This window comes from Flavobacterium hydatis, assembly GCF_000737695.1.
Classification (GTDB): Bacteria; Bacteroidota; Bacteroidia; order Flavobacteriales; family Flavobacteriaceae; genus Flavobacterium; species Flavobacterium hydatis.
The window spans coordinates 239,295-258,314 of record NZ_JPRM01000001.1 but is presented as its reverse complement, the minus strand read 5'-3'; the positions used below and the strand labels follow the sequence as shown (position 1 = coordinate 258,314).

The 19,020-nt window shown below is 32.8% G+C and carries 16 protein-coding genes; 1 reads left to right on the top strand and 15 read right to left on the bottom strand.

The features are described 5' to 3' along the window. Window positions 1–35: 35 nt before the first annotated feature. Window positions 36–509: a DinB family protein gene (locus tag IW20_RS01140; protein WP_240478443.1), complete on the top strand. Its 474-nt coding sequence runs from the start codon at window positions 36–38 to the stop codon at window positions 507–509. On the opposite strand, the gene IW20_RS01135 is transcribed toward IW20_RS01140, so the two are convergent. The 15 genes from IW20_RS01135 to IW20_RS25210 all read right to left on the bottom strand — a co-directional run bounded on the left by IW20_RS01135 (window position 502) and on the right by IW20_RS25210 (window position 18,992). Further along, window positions 502–1,011, bottom strand: coding sequence for a septal ring lytic transglycosylase RlpA family protein (locus IW20_RS01135; RefSeq protein WP_035617686.1), 510 nt, complete (start codon window positions 1,009–1,011; stop codon window positions 502–504). The two genes, IW20_RS01140 and IW20_RS01135, sit on opposite strands and share 8 nt — an antisense overlap. Before the next feature lie 86 nt (window positions 1,012–1,097). Next, on the bottom strand, window positions 1,098–1,520 hold the full coding sequence (locus tag IW20_RS01130) for a hypothetical protein (protein WP_035617684.1): 423 nt from the start codon (window positions 1,518–1,520) through the stop codon (window positions 1,098–1,100). Between the two features lie 105 nt (window positions 1,521–1,625). Next, on the bottom strand, window positions 1,626–4,442 hold the full coding sequence (locus tag IW20_RS01125) for a TonB-dependent receptor (RefSeq protein ID WP_035617682.1): 2,817 nt from the start codon (window positions 4,440–4,442) through the stop codon (window positions 1,626–1,628). A gap of 320 nt (window positions 4,443–4,762) precedes the next feature. Continuing rightward, window positions 4,763–6,406, bottom strand: a complete 1,644-nt coding sequence (gene pgi, locus IW20_RS01120) for a glucose-6-phosphate isomerase (protein ID WP_035617680.1) — start codon at window positions 6,404–6,406, stop codon at window positions 4,763–4,765. A gap of 115 nt (window positions 6,407–6,521) precedes the next feature. Then, a complete protein-coding gene (locus tag IW20_RS01115; RefSeq protein WP_035617678.1) occupies window positions 6,522–6,857 on the bottom strand; it encodes a hypothetical protein in 336 nt (111 codons plus the stop codon). A 45-nt stretch (window positions 6,858–6,902) separates the two neighbouring features. Then, a complete protein-coding gene (locus IW20_RS01110; protein WP_035617676.1) occupies window positions 6,903–7,523 on the bottom strand; it encodes a hypothetical protein in 621 nt (206 codons plus the stop codon). A gap of 37 nt (window positions 7,524–7,560) precedes the next feature. Then, window positions 7,561–8,754 carry a peptidoglycan DD-metalloendopeptidase family protein gene (locus IW20_RS01105; protein WP_394363649.1) on the bottom strand — a complete coding sequence of 398 codons (1,194 nt, stop codon included), beginning with the start codon at window positions 8,752–8,754 and terminating at the stop codon, window positions 7,561–7,563. Between the two features lie 45 nt (window positions 8,755–8,799). Continuing rightward, window positions 8,800–9,741 (bottom strand): tryptophan 2,3-dioxygenase family protein, encoded by a 942-nt coding sequence (locus IW20_RS01100; protein WP_035617674.1) that lies wholly within the window; start codon window positions 9,739–9,741, stop codon window positions 8,800–8,802. Further along, a complete protein-coding gene (locus IW20_RS01095) occupies window positions 9,741–10,508 on the bottom strand; it encodes a DUF3108 domain-containing protein (RefSeq protein ID WP_035617672.1) in 768 nt (255 codons plus the stop codon). The genes IW20_RS01100 and IW20_RS01095 overlap by 1 nt, the downstream gene beginning before the upstream one ends. Before the next feature lie 293 nt (window positions 10,509–10,801). Next, window positions 10,802–11,962: a 4-hydroxyphenylpyruvate dioxygenase gene (gene hppD, locus IW20_RS01090; RefSeq protein ID WP_035617669.1), complete on the bottom strand. Its 1,161-nt coding sequence runs from the start codon at window positions 11,960–11,962 to the stop codon at window positions 10,802–10,804. 233 nt (window positions 11,963–12,195) lie between these two features. Then, entirely contained in the window at window positions 12,196–13,353 is a 1,158-nt protein-coding gene (locus IW20_RS01085) for a homogentisate 1,2-dioxygenase (RefSeq protein ID WP_035617667.1), read from the bottom strand. A gap of 256 nt (window positions 13,354–13,609) precedes the next feature. Then, window positions 13,610–15,979 (bottom strand): patatin-like phospholipase family protein, encoded by a 2,370-nt coding sequence (locus IW20_RS01080; protein WP_081912419.1) that lies wholly within the window; start codon window positions 15,977–15,979, stop codon window positions 13,610–13,612. Between the two features lie 73 nt (window positions 15,980–16,052). Beyond that, complete coding sequence (locus IW20_RS25215; RefSeq protein WP_051885484.1) at window positions 16,053–16,553, bottom strand: XAC2610-related protein; 501 nt, start codon at window positions 16,551–16,553, stop codon at window positions 16,053–16,055. A gap of 4 nt (window positions 16,554–16,557) precedes the next feature. Further along, the gene (uvrC, locus tag IW20_RS01070) at window positions 16,558–18,357 is read right to left on the bottom strand and encodes an excinuclease ABC subunit UvrC (protein ID WP_035617665.1); all 1,800 of its coding nucleotides are present in this window, start codon (window positions 18,355–18,357) and stop codon (window positions 16,558–16,560) included. A 107-nt stretch (window positions 18,358–18,464) separates the two neighbouring features. Continuing rightward, window positions 18,465–18,992: a hypothetical protein gene (locus IW20_RS25210; protein ID WP_051885483.1), complete on the bottom strand. Its 528-nt coding sequence runs from the start codon at window positions 18,990–18,992 to the stop codon at window positions 18,465–18,467. Window positions 18,993–19,020 lie beyond the last annotated feature (28 nt).

Below are 19,020 nucleotides of genomic sequence, written 5' to 3'. Positions count from 1 at the left end.
AGAAAATTCATTTAATATTTAAATTGTTTATTTTTATGAAAAAAAACAAAATCATGAATCAAACATTTGAAACAATTAGAATAAGCAGAAAGTTAACGGCTCAATTTTTAGATAATTATTCTTTAGCACAATTAAACAAAATTCCAGAAGGGTTTAGTAATAATATAATTTGGAATGTTGCACACATCATTGTTACACAACAGCTTCTAGTTTATAAATTATCTGGATTACCAATGATGGTTTCGGATGTATTACTCGAAAAATATAGAAAAGGTACCAAGCCTGAAGGAGATGTATCTCAAGCAGAATTGGAAGAAATTAAATCATTACTTTTTACAACCATTGATCAAACTGAAACAGATTATAATGCCAATGTATTTAAAACTTATAATGAGTTAACGACTAGTCTTGGTTTTGTCCTTAAAAATATTGAGGATGCATTACCATTTAATAACTATCATGAAGCGCTTCATGTTGGAATTATGATGAGTATCCGAAAATTTATTTAATTTTTTCTATTGTTTCGATAGTTACAGTCATTGCTCCAGCGCCTTTGTTTTTAGTGATGTCCATAAAAGCACGTTTTGATAAGTCAATTTCGCGTGTTCTTACAAATGGACCTCTATCTGTGATTTCTACAATTACAGATTTTCCGTTGGCTTCGTTTGTAACTTTTACTTTAGTACCAAAAGGTAATTTTTTGTGAGCAGCAGTATATTTGCTATTGTTAAAACGACTTCCGTTTGCAGTTTTTCGACCATTAAAACGATCTGAATAATAGGAAGCGTGAGCAGATTTTTTGTAGATTTTTAATTTGGAATTTTTATCTATAGTTATAGAATCTTTTTCTGTATTAGTAGGAGAGGCAACTGTTTTATTCTTTTGATTTTTTAAAGTATCCTGAATCACTTTAGAATCAGCTGGTTTGGTTTGACTGTTAATATATGAAAAACCACAGCTTAAAAAAGTGATAATTAGGATAGAAAGTATGATAGATGTTTTATTGCTCATAAATTTTATTTTTAAGATGGATATACTTACACAAATAATATGCCGAAATAAAAAAAAGCCCTGTAATTAGGGCTTTATTTGTGTTTTTAGAACCATAACTTCCATGGTAATCTACTTAGGATCAGTACCAATCCTAATCCGTAAAAAATTGCAAATGTTTTGAATTTTGACTCGCTAGAGACTAAGTTTTTATGTTTTGACCATCCGATAGTTATCAAAATGATAGCTATAATATTGATTAATGGGTGTTCTAATGATGTAAGTCTTAAATCTGCGTTAGACATTTGTCCGAAAGCAGCTTTTCCAAGAGGAGAAACGAAATAAAGGAATAATCCGATTAGTAATTGCGTATGAGTAGCGATTAATGTAAAAAGACCAATTTTACGGTCTGTTGGTGTAAAATCTTTTTTTGAGGTAAAACCGATAATCGCATTTATAACTGCAACTAATAGAAGGATTAAGACAATATAAGCCCATCCTGAGTGAAATTTTTGTATAAAATCGTACATAGAACTAAAGTTTTTTAAACAAATATAAGCAAAATTATGGCATAAAAAAACGGCATTAAGCTAAAAAGCCAATGCCGTTTTTGTGAATTTTATGTTGTGATTTTTTTAGAAATCGTAACGTAAAGTAAAGTTCCAAGTTCTTCCGAAACCAAAGAATACTTGGTTACCTGTAGCTATACCATCATATGTTTTTCCAGCTGAAGCATAAGTAGGTCCATTTTTTCCATTAACAAAATCGTCAGCAAAAAAGTTAGTTCTAGATTCTGCAATATAAACTTTGTCTAAAACGTTGTTTACGTTTAATCTAAAGTTCATTGATCTGTTTTTATCTTTACCTACAAGCATTTTGTATGAGAAACCAGCATCCATTATTCCGTAAGAAGGTAATTCTAAAGCTCCTTTGTTGTCTGGAGATGCAAAGTTAATAGGGCTTAATCCTGCATATAAATTATCATTGAAGTTGTAATTAGCATCAACAGTAACTCTTGGTAATACTTCATAAGCTGCTCCTAAAGAAGCTGTCATTTGTGCAGCATCACCTACTTTTACTTTGTCCATGTAAACTGGAACTCCTGAGAATCCTGGAACTGGAGTGTTGTCTGCTTGGAAGTAAGCATTAACAGTTGCATTTCCTTTGTATTCCCAAATTCCATAAGAGAACATAGCGTTAACTTTTAACTTATCTGTAATGTTTGAATTTGCTTCAAACTCAATTCCAGAGTGAACTTCATTTAATCCTAAATATTCTGTGTAAGTTGTGTTTCCAACAACTCCAGGAGAATCTGGAAGAGCATTACCTTTTAAGTATCTGTCATTCCAAGTCGTGTTGTAAACGTTTACAGTTGCATTAAAGAAACGAGAACGGAATCCGTATCCTGCTTCAAAACCAATAATCTTTTCGTTAGTAACGTTAGGGTTTACTGTAGATTTGTTATTAGGGTAAACTGAGTTAAAGAATGGTTGCTTAGAGTAGTAACCTGCATTTACATACACATTATTTTTCTCGTTAATGTTGTAGTTAGCACCACCTTTTACGTTACCACCTAAGATGTTTTTATAATCTGTAGAAGATAATGGATCAGAAGTTTTGTATAAGAAATCATCTTCTCTTTGGTATCCTTGTTGAGAGATTGCTCCTTGAACAAATGCAGTTAAGTTATCTTTAGAGTACTCAAGTTGAGTAAAAGCTCCGTACCATCTTACATTACCAGTACTGTTGAATGCAATTTTTTCGTAGTCTTTGTTTTCGAAAGGATTCCATTGAACTCTTGTATCGTAAGTTGTAGTAAGGTGTCTACCTTGTGGTTTTAAATCAGCAACAGTGTTGTCGAAGAATTCTCCACCACCTAATAAGTCATTAACTACAGTAAAGTGGTATCCTTTGTAAGTTCTAGCATCAACTCCAAAATCTAAAGTTAATGTATTGCTTAATTTTTTATTCAAGTTGATTACAGCACCATACCAGTCATGAGAGTTGATAGATGAAGTTTGAGAAATTCCAGATGTTGTGTTGTAAACGTAATTAGGTGCACTTCCTGTTCTACCTGTAGCTGAACTGTTTTGGAAAACACCGCCAACTTGTGTTCTTGTTTGGTCTGCTCCGTTAAAATTAACTTTACCTTGACCAGAGTTCCAAGCTTGGATTCTGTTATAATCTACCATACCGTTTGGTAATAAAAAGGCTTGGTTGTTGTAAGTCATTCCTCCAATACCACCTGTAGCACTTGCTCCAGCACCACGTCCCCATGAAGCATAAAGAACAGAAGAAAGTTTAGTAGTTTCGTTTATTTTGTAATCCCAGTTAATAGATGCAACTGGCTTGTGGTAGTAGTTTTTTCTGATGTTATATCTTTCACCATTCAAATATCCTGCATCAGCATTGTATCTTGTATATGGGTTGTCAATAGAACCGTATTTTTGGTAAGTTTCAATTGTAGAAACTGTATTTCTTTGGTTATGCCATTGTGGTGCACCAGTTACAGTAAATTGAAAATCGTGTTTGTTGTCTTTTGTAGCATATCCTAAAGCTACGAAGTAGTTAGTTCCTTCAAATTCAGTTCCGTTGATGTATCCATCTCCCATTGTTTGAGATAATAAAACAGAAGCAGAAAGTCCGTTATCTAATTTTCCAGTATTGTAAGATCCTTGTAATTTTAAGTAATTAGCATTACCAAATCCAGAAGAAAATGATCCACCTTGTTTAATGTCAGATGATTTTGTTACAATGTTTATTGTTCCCCCTACAGAAGAAACTGCAAGTTTAGAAGAACCTAAACCTCTTTGTACCTGCATTGCAGAAGTTACATCAGAAAGTCCAGCCCAGTTACTCCAGTAAACAGTTCCACCTTCCATGTCATTAATTGGCATACCATTAACCATTACGGCAATGTTCTTTTGGTCAAATCCACGAATGTTGATTCTAGAATCTCCGTATCCACCACCACCTTTTGTAGCGTAAACTGAAGGAGTATTTCTTAAAATCTCAGGAAATTCTTGAGTTCCTAATTTTGCTTGAATCTCAGTAGCTTTAATAGTAGAAACTGCAACAGGAGTTTTTCTGTCCTTAGCGATATCAACTACTGTACTTTTTACAACAATCTCACTTAATTCGTTAGAGTTTGATGTTAAAACGATAGTTCCTAAATTAACAGTTCCTCCTTTAGAAACAGAAAATTTAATTGTCTTAGAGTCGTAACCTAAGTAAGAAACAACTACTTCTCCAGAAGCTACTGAAGTTGTAATAGAAAATTTACCATCAAAGTCGCTTGATCCAGCGTCTGATGACCCTTTAACTACAGCGTTTGCTCCAGGTAAAGAATTAGAACCATCGGTAATTGTACCTGTGATTTTTCCTTGCGAAAATACGGTTGAAACCATCATGAACAATAGTCCCGTGAGTAACCAATTTTTCATTGTCTTCATTTGTTATTTAGTTAATTGTTTTTGGCAAAATTATAACAAATTAATCGGATTATGTTATCAAAACGTTAAGAAAATGTCGTTTTGCGTAATCTCTTGAGTATTAAAGTGATTTTGTTGATTTATAGTAAGAAAAATGGCATTTTTTTAAATTTTATGGATGGTTTTTTGTTAAAACATCAAAAAATAAAAACGCTAAAAAGCGAGTCTATGTTAATTTTAGATAAAGCGAATAACTTGAGGATTAGTATTATAAGAAAAAGCTTATTGATCTTTAAAATCAATAAGCTTTTTAGGGATTATTTACTATAAGTTACTAGTTCTTACTTATTCTTCAAAAAATGATTTAATAAGAAAGAGGTTGAACTATCATGATTTTTAACTGTTTTTGTATTGATTTCATCTAATATAGAATTTGCCAATTGTTTACCTAATTCTACTCCCCATTGGTCATAACTAAATATATTCCAGATAAGTCCCTGAACAAATATTTTATGCTCGTATAATGCAATTAATGAGCCTAAAGATTTAGGAGTTAGTTTTTGTATTAAAATAGTATTTGTCGGTTTGTTACCGGTAAATACTTTAAAAGGTAATAAGAATGCAGCTTTATCTGCAGCAAGCCCTTGTTTATCAAATTCAGCTTGAACCTGTGCTGCAGTTTTTCCGTGTAATAGAGCTTCAGTTTGTGCAAAGAAGTTTGACATCAATTTATTGTGATGATCTTCATTACCATATAATGGTTCAACGTATCCGATAAAATCTGTTGGGATTAATTTTGTTCCTTGGTGTATTAACTGGAAGAATGCGTGTTGCGAGTTTGTTCCAGGTTCTCCCCAAATAATAGTTCCTGTTTGGTAGTTAACAGGTTTTCCGTCACGACCAACGCTTTTTCCATTACTTTCCATTGTTGCTTGTTGCAAGTATGGGGCAAGTTTTTGTAAATATTGTGTGTAAGGAATTAATGCTTCACTTTCGGCTCCAAAGAAATTATTATACCAAACGCTTAATAAAGCTAGAATTACAGGAATGTTTTGGTCAAATTCTGCCGATTTAAAATGTTCGTCTGTTTCATTAGCGCCATCTAATAATTGATTGTAATTATCAAAACCAACCGCTAGGCTAATGCTTAAACCAACCGCACTCCATAAAGAGAAACGTCCGCCAACCCAATCCCACATCGGGAAAACATTGTCTGGGTTAATTCCAAATTCTGTTACTTTTTGAATGTTTGTTGAAACAGCTACAAAATGCTTTGCAATATCTTCTTGTGAAGCCGATTTTAAAAACCATTCTTTAATCGTTTCAGAATTTGATAATGTTTCCTGAGTTGTAAATGTTTTAGAAACAATCAGGAAAAGTGTTGTTTCAGGATTTAATTTTTTGATAACTTCATTTACGTGATCTCCATCTACATTAGAAACAAAATGTGTAGTTAAATGATTTTTGTAAAACTGTAAAGCTTCAACTGCCATAACAGGACCAAGGTCAGAACCTCCAATACCAATATTAACAATATCAGTAAAAGCTTTTCCTGTAAAACCTTTTCTTTCTCCAGAAATTACTTCGTGGCTAAATTTTTTGATTTTGTTTTTTACTTCGTAAACTTCAGGAATTACATTTTCTCCGTCTACTTTTATAACTGCAGATTCTGGCGCACGTAAAGCGGTATGTAAAACTGCTCTGTTTTCGGTTTGATTAATTATTTCTCCACTAAAATATTGAGATATAGCATCTTTTAATCCAATTGAATTTGCTAACTCTAATAAAAGAGAGATAGTCTCCTGACTTATATTGTTTTTAGAATAATCTAGTAAGAAGTCATTCCATTGTAAGTTGAATTTTTGAACACGAGTATTATCTTGTTGAAACAATTCTTGTATAGTGGTTTCGTGAATTGCGTTATAGTGGTTTTGTAGATTTTTCCACGCTTCAGTCCCGGTTGGGTTTGTTGTGTTTAAAGCCATTTTTTTGTCTTAATTGAAAATTTGGTTATTAAAACACAAAAATACTGAAATTAGTTTTTAATAGTGTAACGCTTCACGATTATATAACAATTAGTTACGAAAACGTTTTATGTAGTTATTCGTTTTTAATTTTTGTCGTTATTATAACTGCACCATCATTTTCTTTTTCATTATAAATGATGCGACTACTGTTTTTGTTTAAAAAGTTTAAACTTATGATGTCAGATTTTTTAAGAGGTAGTATTATAGTGTCTTGTTTTTTATTGTATTTAAAAGGAATTCCGTCAATTACAATTAAAGGAGATTTGTTAATTTGATTTTCTTCAAAGGCTTGGTTGACTAATTGTAAGACAAAATATTTATTTTCTTTTGTGTCATTTAAAACAAAGTTCTTCGGGGTAGAACATCCTAAAATTATTGTAGAAGAAAGTATTAGTAAAGTTCTTTTCATTAAATAATTATAGTTTAGTAAAATGGTGTTTCAGGGTTAGAGCTTTTACCAAATCTTCCACCAAGGTTTTTTATTTACCTCAATTGTTTTCTTGGTCATATTGATTTCTATTCTTTTGGGTGATTCTGTTTTAATTTTAGAATCATCAAAATACATTTCGCCAGTTTCATTCATTCCAATTGGAGTTTTTGTTCTTTCTTTCCAATCTTTAGTTTGTAGTTCTGGAATTAGCGGACTGTTTCTTTTGTTAAAGAATTTTTCTCTTGCTTTTTCTGTAATTTCTTCTTCTAGGTTTGAAGATGAGTTTTTAAAAAGCGTTAATGAGTTGTCTGGAATATTTAAAAGAAAAACTTGCGTTTTGTCATCGATTGTCTGAATGTCTAATACTTTAAAATAAGCAATAGTATCTAATAGAAAGTGACCAATCTTGGCTGAATCGGGATTGAATATAGATAAGTCTTTTGCGTGAGCACTTGCGATTAAATATCTGAAATTTCCAGAAAGTCCGCCACCTATAGAGCTCATATCGGTAAAACCCTTTTCTTGAATTATCTGTCCAACTTTATAGTTTGAAATTAAATCGTCGGGTAAATTTGTATCTCTATAAAATAGTTTTAAGCCAGAAAAAGTTTCATTGTAAATTGCTTTAAGGCGAACATTTTTCATCGTTTCTATTTTTTAAAGAATGTGGTTTCAGTAAAAATTATAAATTGCCAATACTATCCAGTTCTCTTTTCAGAGGTTCGATTTGTTTCATGAAACGTGTTTTTTCATTTCCAGTCAGAGATTCTCCAGTTGGTAAGTTAAGTCGAAGTGCATCAACTTGAACACCGTTTTTCCAGAAACGATAGCATACGTGAGGTCCGGTTGCAAGACCTGTGCTTCCTACTAATCCTATAGTTTGACCTTGAGTTACACGTTGTCCTCGTTTTACTAATATTCGGGACATGTGTAAGTATTGAGTAGAATAAGTACCGTTGTGTTTTACTTTTACAAAATTTCCGTTTCCAGCCGTATATCCTGTAGCTTCAACAACACCCGAAGCTGTGGTTGAAATTGGTGTTCCTGTTGGAGCTGCGTAATCAGTTCCTTTATGTGCTTTCCAGGTATGTTGTACTGGGTGAAATCTGTTTGCGGTAAATCTAGACGTAATTCGGCTAAATTTGATCGGTGTTTTTAAGAAGAAGTTTTTCAGTGTTTTTCCTTCATCATCATAATATTCGACTTTCCCTGAAGTTGTGTCTCTTTCAAACGGAAATGCATATATGATTTTGCCTTTATATTCAAAAAAAGCAGCTTCAAGTTCTTCAACACCGTCATAAGTTTTTCCATTTATAAAACGTTCTGTAAAAATTAATCCGTAGCGATCTCCTTTTTTAAGTTTGAAGAAATCGATAGACCATGAGAAGACTTTGGTGATTCTGCTTGCAAGAGCGGCTTCTACACTTTCGTTTCCTAAAGTTTCAGATAAAGAACTTTTTAAAACTCCTCCTATTATTTTTCGTTTAAGAGTAACTGGTTTTACTTTTTTGTGTGCTTTTGCAATGCTATCGCGTAAATCGACTACATAATAGCTTAATGCATCAGGCTGATATATAAAAACTTGTAAATCGTTTGTTTTGTTTTTAGATCTAAGAAGGGTGTATGGTTTATGGTATCTAATGGTTCTTACATTAAATGAATCCTTAATTTGTTCTACAATATTATAGACTTGTTTGTTTCCAATGTTTTGTCCTTGTATAATAGTTCCAAAAGTTTCACCTTTCTCTATAGTATCGTTAACTACATTGTAGTCAGCATAATTAAAGCCAAAATCAACTTTCTGTGCTTTTGGTTTGGTAATTTTAGTTTCAATTTTATCCGTCGTTTTATTACATGATATTATTAAAAATAACATTATTATAATTGCTGATACTTGTTTCAAACTCTTCACTTTTATTTATTATACTTCTTTTTCATTTCCCCAATTGGCTAATTCTTCTGCACTCCATAACTCTGGAAAAAATATCCTGCGTTGGTATTTTGGATGCATATATTTTTGCCAATCGCTTCCGCCTGTTGCTTCTCCATTTCCTTTTCCGCTTTCAAGAATGTATTTTCTAGCAGTGTTTAAATGTTGCATTACCCATGTAATATTTACAGTGTGGTCATAATGGCGCATAGCTTGAACTAATGCTGGGTTTTTTTGGTCTTCTTCTGGAAGTTGTTTGAATTTTTGCCAAATATTTTTGGTCTTGTATTCTTTCATTTGGTTTAGGAATTGAGACTTGTATTTTTTCTCAAATTCCTGAAGTAAATATGATTTTTGACCAGTTTGATAATCCTTCCCGGCTGCTTGCCAGTATAAATGTTCAAAACTAGTTTCTAGGTCGGTATTTGCATCAAATTTGTCTTTGTATCTGCGATCTGTTAAATTAATTACATCTGTTGATGAGAATTCAACCAATCGGTATTGCGCGCTCTGAAAACCACTTGCTGGAGTTAATGTATTTCTGAATTTCATATATTGCTCAACTTCCATACCATTTTCCATAATGCTGAAAGAGTTGGTTAGCATGTCGAAATAACGTGTAATTCTAGAAAGACGCTCGCTGAAAAAATCAGTCTGAATATTTTCTACTTCTGAAACTTGCTCAATCTCCCAAAGAATCATTTTAAAGATTAATTCGTTTACCTGATGGTACATAATAAATACCATTTCGTCAGGAAGAGTAGTTCTTTGTATTTGAAGGTTTAGGAGGGCGTCAGTTTGAATGTAGTCCCAATACGTAATAGGTTTAGACCAAAGCAGACCTTCTAATTGTACGTCAGTTTTTTGGTTAATAGCGTGGTATTTTTTATCAATTTCTTTTAAAATTGATTCTGAATTATCAGTGATATTCATTATTTTTTTACTTTAAATGGATTTTTTAATCCTTTGAATGCGTCCAAATCGGCTTTTATAGAGCCAACAGCAAGTTCTGCTTTTATTCGGACTGGTAATTTGTTTTCGTCGTCTGTTATCCAGAGTGTTACGCTTTCTTTTTCTTTAAAAACTCGCCCTGATTGTACCAATGGTTTAAAAATCATTGTCGGAACGGTTCCAAATTTAGTTGTAATATCCTCACGACCTACGAATTTTAACTTAAATTTTGTTGTTTCGTCGTCAAAAAACATGTCGATTGTTATAGATTCTCCCGATTTTAGTTTGTCGATATTAGGATGGTTCCTTAAATAGTAAAATGAGGAAATGATATCTTGTACGTTTTTACCAATAACGATTGTTTTTTCGGTTTTGTGTTTGTAGTCTTTTACAAGAACACGCCCATCTTGGTTAAAGAATCCTTCTTGATTTTTGGTGTAGCCGCCTTCGTCAATTTTTCGTACAAACTGATATGGATTTCCTGTTTCTTTATCAAAATAACTTTCATATAAATCATCTACTTTAAAGAAAAAACGAGACATGCCAGTTGTGTAACCTTTACCCACAGCGTGAAACACTTTCTTGTTGTTTACTGTAGCATCTTTTATTTCGAGTGTTGCGTATCCTGCGTTTATGATGCCATAATGTATTCTGAATTTGAACCATTCACCTACATCAAATGAGTCTTCTTTTTGAGTGTCGAAGCTAAGCGTAAGGATTACGAATATGGAGAGGATTAGTTTTTTCATAAGATTCTTTGACAATTTATTAAAATAAATGCAAATTCTATTCCAAATGTATTAAAACAAAAAAACTCAGTCAAGGAATGACTGAGTTTTTATGCTATTAACTAACCAAAAAACTATAAATTATGAAATTTATATCAATTTAGGAAGGAAACCACCCCCTCCTGTTTTGCGAGTGCAAAGATAGATACAAACTCATTAAAAATAATAGTAAAAAAGTGAGTTTAACATAACATTTGCAAAAAAAGCATCAGTTTAAAGAGGATTTTTTTACATAATGCATAAAAAATGCATTTTTACAGTGTTCCTCGCAATTCTTGCTCTCTTTCGATTGACTCAAAAAGTGCTTTAAAGTTCCCTGCGCCAAATCCTTTTGCTCCCATTCTTTGAATTATTTCGAAAAATAGGGTAGGACGGTCTTGAACTGGCTTCGTAAAGATTTGTAATAAATACCCATCTTCGTCTGCATCGACCATAATGGCTAATTTTTCAATTTCGTTGATATCTTCTTTCATCATACCCATATGAACACCTAATCTTTCAGGTATTGCTTGGTAATAAGTGTGAGGAGGAGCAGATAAAAACTCAACTCCACGCGCTTTTAGTTGAGATACAGTTTTTATAATATCATCGGTTGCGATAGCAATATGTTGGATTCCAGGTCCACCATAAAAATCTAAATATTCTTCTATTTGTGATTTTTTCTTTCCTTCGGCTGGTTCATTAATTGGGAATTTAATTCTTCCGTTTCCATTAGACATTACTTTACTCATCAACGCAGAATATTCTGTGGTGATTTGTTTGTCATCAAACGATAAGAAATTCACGAATCCCATAACGTCTTCGTAGAATTTTACCCATGTATTCATTTCGTTCCAACCAACATTTCCTACCATGTGATCAATATATTTTAATCCTGTTGGTTCTGGATTATAGTCAGATTTCCATTCTTTGTAACCTGGTAAGAAAACACCATTGTAGTTTTTTCTTTCTACAAAAATGTGAACTGTTTCTCCGTATGTGTAAATACCTGAGCGTACTACTTCTCCAAATTCGTCTTTTTCGACAGTTGGTTCCATAAAAGAACGTGCACCACGTTTCATAGTTTCTTCATAAGCACTTCTTGCATCTTCAACCCAAAGAGCAGCAACTTTTACACCATCACCATGTTTTTTAAGGTGTTCATGTATTGGTGAATCCTGTGTTAAAGGGGTTGTTAGAACAATTCTGATTTTGTCTTGTTTTAAAACATAAGATGCTTTGTCTCTTACTCCTGTCTCTAATCCTGCATAAGCTAATGATTGGTAACCAAAAGCAGTTTTATAATAATGTGCCGATTGTTTTGCATTTCCTACATAGAATTCTACATAATCTGTTCCTAATAAAGGAAGGAAATCTTGTGCTCCTTCAAAGATTTTTTCTAATCCGTATTCTACTGATTTTACTTCTTTACTCATTGTGTTTATTTGTTTAATCGGTTAATCGTTTAATTGATTTGAACCGAAGTGTTGTTTTAAGATTTGATTTTTTTTTTACCGCAAAGTGCGCAAAGTTTTTTATAAGCAAGGTTTTGTAAAAACACAAAGGACACAAAGCTTAGCGAACTTGTATTGATAAAACTTCATTAGAAAATCTTTGTGAACTTTGCGTAAAATCCTTTGCGGACTTTGCGGTTAGATCGATTTGTTAATTACTCACACCACGATTTGTAATATTGTCCATCATCAAGACCCATTGCTTCTTCCGTTACCATAAGCGGACGGAAAGTATCAACCATTACGGCTAATTCGTGGGTTTCTTTATGACCAATACTACGCTCCATTGCTCCTGGCGCAGGACCGTGTGGAATTCCTTTTGGGTGTAAAGTGATATGACCTTGCTCAATATTATTACGACTCATAAAATCGCCATCAACATAATATAGTACTTCGTCTGAATCTATATTGCTATGATTGTAAGGCGCTGGAATGGCTTTCGGGTGATAATCGTAAAGTCTTGGGCAGAATGAACAAACGACAAAAGTTGCCGTTTCGAAAGTTTGATGTACTGGTGGCGGTTGGTGTACACGCCCAGTTATAGGCTCGAAATTATGAATTGAGAATCCGTATGGGAAATTGTATCCGTCCCAACCCACAACGTCAAAAGGATGTGTGGCGTAAACCACTTCGTGAATCATGCCTTCTTTTTTAATTTTAATTAAAAAATCACCTTTTTCATCATGTGTTTCCAATTCGTTTGGTAAAATAAAATCACGCTCGCAAAATGGAGAATGTTCTAAATGCTGACCTGATTGGTTTTTATAACGTTTTGGGGTATAAAAAGGAGCGAATGATTCAACATAAAAAAGTCGGTTTTCTTCGGTCTCAAATTCTATTTGATAAATAATACCTCTTGGAATGATTAAGTAGTCGCCATATTCAAAAGGGATATTCCCAAGCATGGTTCTTAATTTACCTTTTCCTTTATGGATGAAAAGCATTTCATCGGCATCGGCATTTTTGTAGTAATATTTTCTAAGCGATTCTTTTGGAGCTGCAAGTCCTATAATACAGTCTTTGTTGACTAACATAGCTTTACGACTGTCCAGAAAATCATTTTCGGGTTTAAGCTCAAAACCTTTAAAAAGTAACGATTTTATGTTTTTTCCGATTGCAATTTTTGGTTCAACGGAATAAGAGTTTAAAATTTCTTTTACCTGTGTTGGTCTGTGAACATGATAAGACAATGATGAATGTCCGTGAAAACCTTCGGTTCCAAACAATTGTTCGTAATATAAACCTCCGTCAGGTTTTTCGAATTGGGTGTGTCTTTTTTGAGGAAAATCTCCAAGTTTATGATATAATGGCATGGCTTTTCTATTAGATAATTTTAAATTAGATAATTCGAAAAATTTGAATTGTGTGAACAGACAATTAGCTCAATATTGTATAATTGACTAATTATCTCAATTCGGTAGTTTTATTCAGGATTTCTCTTGATAAGGAATTGAAGATACTCTAATAAACCTGTCCATTTTGTTTTCATTATAACAAATGTCGTAATTTTTATGAATCAAAATTACATATTATATTATTTATAACATAAAATTTTTCTAAAAATCTAAACTAAAACACAAAACCTATTTTAAACCATGTGTAGCCTTTAGTATTTTCAGGCGACCAAGAGTATTTTATTTCTATTGGACCTATTATTGTTTCTAAACCATAACCTACCGCATAACCAGTATATTTAGGTACTGATACCCACTCGACGCCTTCGAAAATATTGTTTCCAAGATTTGCAAAGTTGGCTGCGAAGTTAATGTGATTTTTTTTGAATATCTCGTAATCAAAAGTTGCTTCGGCTTTTATAAGGCTGTTTCCTGCAGCACTTAAAAAGTCGTATCCGTAAAAATAATTAAAATTATCTAATTTGTAATAACCGTATCCTCCTAAAACATAATTGAAAAAGGGTACGCTGGTTTGACCTAATGTTAATCCTGCATTTGCCTTAAGTACAACAGTTGCTTTATTAAATACAGTTTTTGCAACCCCAATTTCGGCTTTTGCAGTAGAGAAAGGCTCGAAAACACCAGTATAATTTGAAGAAAATAAATAGGACTGTATATTCCCCGAGAAGCCCCATCCTCTTTTAGGAAAGTCTTTATTATCGAAGGTGTCGTAATTCATATATCCAAATAAACTAAAGTAACTACTCTTATCAATATTAGGGTCTACAGTTGTAAGTGTTTCGGAATTTACTTTTAAATATTTGTATTCGACTCCGCCACCTATTAGGAATTTTTGAACAAAAAGCGTTTGAAAATAAGCTTGATTGTTGAAATCAAGAAAATCAACATTAACTAAATTTGGATCTGAACTCTTAAGAAGCGGACTACTTAATTCGTGAGTTATATTTCGGTTAAATTGAGTTAGTCTTGATTTAAAACCAAAACTAATATTGAATCCGTTCTCAATATAATAGTCAAGATTGTATCTGAAATTATCTCCTAAAATAATATCTAAAGAGGTAATGTCATTTTTAAACAGTGTTTTTCTGTGAGTAAGATTTACTAAAATCGCACTTTTGTAAAGTCCATCATAGTGCAAACCGAATTTAAGATAGGTTTGTGTTGGATTTTCCTTTAAAGTTAAATTTAAATCATCACGGTCTCCATTTTTATCTAATGAATAAGAAATAGCACTAAAGTTTTGAGTCGCATTAATATTGTTAACTCCTTTTAATAGGTCGGTATAGGTTATTTTTGATCCAGGTTTAAATCTTAGTTTACTGGTAATATATTCGTCAGTGAAATTTTCCAGAAGATTGCAATTTATTTTATCTATTTGCAATGTGTCTGAAGCTACTTTTAATTCGGGTTTTTTATAATATCCTTGTTTTTCGACTAATGCTTTGATTTTTTCATACGTTGCAAAAGTTGCATCTTCTCCTCTGCGGATAATTTGTTCCCCTTTGTCAAATGAGATTACACCATATTCTTTAATATCTGGTTTGATATAAATATCTGTATTTTTTATTTTTCTCTTCATCTTATCGATAGATTGAAGATTGGTTATTTGTACTAAAATACGAGTGGCATCTTTCAGCTTTTTTCGGTCTAGTAAATCATCTTGTACATCGACTCCTATGATAATATCTGCGCCTAAATTCCGAACTTCTTTTATTGGGTAATTGTTTACAACTCCACCATCTACAAGGAGTTTGCCATCTATTTCTACAGGCGAGAATAGGGAAGGGAATGCTGCGCTGGCAATCATGGCTTGCGCCAAATTTCCTTTGTTAAGTAATACTTCTTCGCCAGTTTCTATATTGGTAGCGATACATAAAAACGGTGTAGGGAGCTGATTAAAATCGCGAATGTGTCTTACGTTTCGTGTAAGACTGCTCAATAAATTATAGTTGTACATTCCCTTGGAAAGTGCTTCGGGAATTCCAATTTTAAAATTGCTAAAAGGTAAAATTATTGCGTATAGTTCGTCGTTTCTTTTCTCGTAAAAGTTTTTGGATGATCTTGGGATATAGTCGTTTATTAAATCATCGAAATTAGTTTTCTTGAAAATTGAATCAATTTGTGATGCGTTGTAACCCGATGCATAAAGTCCGCCAATGATGGATCCCATACTGGTACCACCTATATAATCGATTTTTATTCCTGCTTCTTCCAGAACTTTTAATACTCCGATGTGGGCAAATCCTTTGGCACCACCACCACTTAATACCAAACCTATTTTGGGCCGATAATTCTCGTTTGGATCAATTTTTTTTATAGTGTCTTGTGCAAATGTGTTTTCTGAGAAACTAAAGGTTATTAAAATAACTATTGCTTTTATGCCCCAGATGGGAATGGAAAACTGCGAGTGAAGAAAAGCTATTTTTTCTTGTAGAAAAAGAGCGACCCAAGAAGCTCCTTTTTTTGCAATAGAAAAAAAGTTTTTTAATCGAGTATTTGTAATGGACAGCTGGATGAGGCTCATAGAAATAGCTGGTTTGTTTTGTAAAAGTCGGAAATATTATTGAACTTTATAGGTTGATTTTGTTTTAATAATATTATTTCTTTAATAATATTAGGTTTTTGTTTTTGTCGAATTTCCAAACATCAGTATGCCATCGTGCACCTCCTCGACAACTAGACTGTATTGTTTTTTTCTTTTTATTTATTTGTATATCGCAAAACTCATCGCATTCTGGACCAAAGTTTCTGGGCATTTTTAGTAGTGTAAATTGACTGTTTGTTGGGGCGTAAATAAAGAGTTGAAATATGGTGTAAACTCCCATTCCGTCGTCTAGATGATAGGTGGCAAAATCTTGATAACCATCAAAATTGTAATCCTCAATAGCAAAATGCATTTCTCTGCCTGTGATTGATGTTTCGATACTGTCTATAATTTGTGTTTTATCATTTTTAGATGTAGAGATTTCTAATTTTTCGAAATCATTAATCGCTTTAATTTTTATTTGTACGTTGTCCTTTTGACTAAATTCGATATTTTTTTGGCTGTAACTATGGTATGAAAATAATAGGATGATGTTTAAAATGATTATTTTCATGGGGTTATTCTGGATTGGCGTTATTGTAAAATGTTGTTATTTTTTTAGCTTTGGATGGGCCTACAACATCTGATATTTCTTTTTCGGATGCTAATTTTAATCGTTTTACACTTTTAAAATGTTGTATTAAGGTAAGCATCGTTTTTTCGCCTATTCCCGGAATACTTTCTATAGACGAATTTAGTGCAGCTTTGCTACGTTTGTCACGGTGAAATGTGATTCCGAATCTATGTGCTTCGTTTCGTAATTGTTGAATAATTTTTAAGGTCTCGGATCTTTTGTCCAGATATAAAGGAACTGAATCTCCGGGATAAAAGAGTTCTTCGAGGCGTTTGGCAATACCTATTATTGTGATTTTGCCGCGTAAACCAAGTTCGTCGATACTTTTTAAAGCTGCAGATAGTTGTCCTTTTCCTCCGTCAATAATTATTAATTGCGGCAATGGTTCATTTTCTTCTAATAATCTTTTATAACGGCGATATACTATTTCGGTCATAGATGCAAAATCGTCTGGTCCTTCGACAGTTTTTACATTAAAATGGCGATAATCTTTTTTGCTTGGTTTTCCATCTTTAAAAACCACGCAGGCAGCAACAGGATTGGTTCCTTGTATGTTGGAGTTATCAAAACATTCTATATGACGTGGCTCAACTGGCAGGCGTAAATCTTTTTGCATTTGTGCCATGATACGTTTGGTATGGCGGTCAGGATCTACGATTTGCAATTGCTTGAGTTGTTCTATTCGGTAAAACTTGGCGTTTCTAATCGATAAATCTAGAATTTGTTTTTTATCGCCCAGTTGCGGAACGGTTACTTTTATGTTTTCGCCCAAATCAACATCAAAAGGAACGATGATTTCTTTGGATAATAATTGGAAACGCTCTCGTAGTTCGATTATAGCGAGTTCTAGTAATTCGGCATCGGTTTCGTCTAATTTCTTTTTTATTTCTAAAGTATGTGAACGAATAATCGAACCATGGGAAATTTGAAGAAAATTGACATACGCTGAGCTTTCGTCAGAAACTATCGAGAATACATCAATATTGGTGATTTTAGGATTTATAATAGTCGATCGAGATTGATAATTCTCTAGAATTTCTATTTTTTCTTTTATTTTTTGTGCTTCTTCAAAACGTAAATCTTGTGCCAATTGGATCATATGACGCTTGAAATCTTTCATGCTTTCTTTGAAATTTCCTTTTAGGATTTCGCGTATTGCATCGATTTGTTTTTGGTATTCTTCAAGTGTTTCTAATCCTTCGCACGGACCTTTACAATTACCAATATGATACTCCAGGCATACTTTAAATTTACCACTATCGATATTTGATTTGCTTAAATCAAAATTGCACGTTCTAAGTGGGTAGAGTTCTTTGATAAGATCAAGGATTGTGTGTACGGTCTTGAAACTAGTATAAGGACCAAAATATTCTGAACCATCTTTGACCATTCTGCGTGTTGAAAAAATACGAGAAAAAGGTTCTTTTTTTATACAAATCCAAGGATAACTTTTATCATCACGTAACAATACATTGTAGCGTGGTTGTAGGGTTTTTATAAGATTGTTTTCTAATAAAAGCGCATCGGTTTCGCTAGGAACAACGATGTGTTTTATTGTTACAATTTTTTTTACCAAAACATTTGTTTTGGCATTATCATGAATTTTGTTGAAATAGGAAGAAACTCTTTTCTTTAAATTCTTGGCTTTGCCTACATATAATATTTTTCCATCTTTATCATAATATTGATATACACCAGGATTATCTGGTAAAGTCTGAATTTGGAGTTCGAGAGGAGTCTGCATACAACAAATTTAAACTTTTGAGTTTGAATTTTATAATTCTTTTGAGTTTCTTCCAAAAAAAGAGCCCGTTTTTTATAGAAAACGGGCTCTTTTTTTATTGCGAATTTTTATTTTATTGTAAAGTATTCGGTTTGTAGTAAATGCGTTCTTTCATCAAATGAGAAGTCTACATATTTTGCATCATCTTTTTTAATAGTAACTTCTAAACTGCTTCTTCCAATTTCTTTTTTATCAGCATCAAAAGCTTTTAAAATAAGTTTTCCTTTAAAATCATTTTTAGCAATTAAGTAAACAGTTACTTTTTTTTGTTTATCTGTATCTGCTCCGTATATTTTTTCGGCTTTACATTCCTCAAAATTTGTTTTAAAAGTTGGATCAGGAATCACTTTAGAAGTGTTGATGCTTTCGCTCATTCCTGAGTTTATCCCTTTTATAACATCTCCAATTCCTTTAGATGCACTTTTAGCTGCCTCTTTTCCTTGTTCTTGGAGTGCTTTTCCTGCGCCTTCTATTAGTTTAGATTTTACAGCAATTGCTTCGTTTCCGTCAGCTTCTGCTTCTTTCATTTTTTCTTCTTTACTCATGCAGGAAACCAGTAGGGTTAATGCGCCAAATAAAACTGCTAATTTTTTCATTTTAAATCTTTGGTGTGGGTTAGTTGAT

What these genes read in the sequence shown, in the direction of transcription:
- uvrC (WP_035617665.1), bottom strand. Translation starts at nt 18,357, where the DNA reads ATGCAGACTCCTCTCGAACTCCAAATTCAGACTTTACCAGATAATCCT.
- IW20_RS01100 (WP_035617674.1), bottom strand. Translation starts at nt 9,741, where the DNA reads ATGAATATCACTGATAATTCAGAATCAATTTTAAAAGAAATTGATAAA.
- IW20_RS01095 (WP_035617672.1), bottom strand. Translation starts at nt 10,508, where the DNA reads ATGAAAAAACTAATCCTCTCCATATTCGTAATCCTTACGCTTAGCTTC.
- IW20_RS01105 (WP_394363649.1), bottom strand. Translation starts at nt 8,754, where the DNA reads ATGTTATTTTTAATAATATCATGTAATAAAACGACGGATAAAATTGAA.
- IW20_RS01110 (WP_035617676.1), bottom strand. Translation starts at nt 7,523, where the DNA reads ATGAAAAATGTTCGCCTTAAAGCAATTTACAATGAAACTTTTTCTGGC.
- IW20_RS01130 (WP_035617684.1), bottom strand. Translation starts at nt 1,520, where the DNA reads ATGTACGATTTTATACAAAAATTTCACTCAGGATGGGCTTATATTGTC.
- IW20_RS01135 (WP_035617686.1), bottom strand. Translation starts at nt 1,011, where the DNA reads ATGAGCAATAAAACATCTATCATACTTTCTATCCTAATTATCACTTTT.
- IW20_RS25215 (WP_051885484.1), bottom strand. Translation starts at nt 16,553, where the DNA reads ATGAAAATAATCATTTTAAACATCATCCTATTATTTTCATACCATAGT.
- IW20_RS01125 (WP_035617682.1), bottom strand. Translation starts at nt 4,442, where the DNA reads ATGAAGACAATGAAAAATTGGTTACTCACGGGACTATTGTTCATGATG.
- hppD (WP_035617669.1), bottom strand. Translation starts at nt 11,962, where the DNA reads ATGAGTAAAGAAGTAAAATCAGTAGAATACGGATTAGAAAAAATCTTT.
- IW20_RS25210 (WP_051885483.1), bottom strand. Translation starts at nt 18,992, where the DNA reads ATGAAAAAATTAGCAGTTTTATTTGGCGCATTAACCCTACTGGTTTCC.
- IW20_RS01085 (WP_035617667.1), bottom strand. Translation starts at nt 13,353, where the DNA reads ATGCCATTATATCATAAACTTGGAGATTTTCCTCAAAAAAGACACACC.
- IW20_RS01080 (WP_081912419.1), bottom strand. Translation starts at nt 15,979, where the DNA reads ATGAGCCTCATCCAGCTGTCCATTACAAATACTCGATTAAAAAACTTT.
- pgi (WP_035617680.1), bottom strand. Translation starts at nt 6,406, where the DNA reads ATGGCTTTAAACACAACAAACCCAACCGGGACTGAAGCGTGGAAAAAT.
- IW20_RS01140 (WP_240478443.1), top strand. Translation starts at nt 36, where the DNA reads ATGAAAAAAAACAAAATCATGAATCAAACATTTGAAACAATTAGAATA.
- IW20_RS01115 (WP_035617678.1), bottom strand. Translation starts at nt 6,857, where the DNA reads ATGAAAAGAACTTTACTAATACTTTCTTCTACAATAATTTTAGGATGT.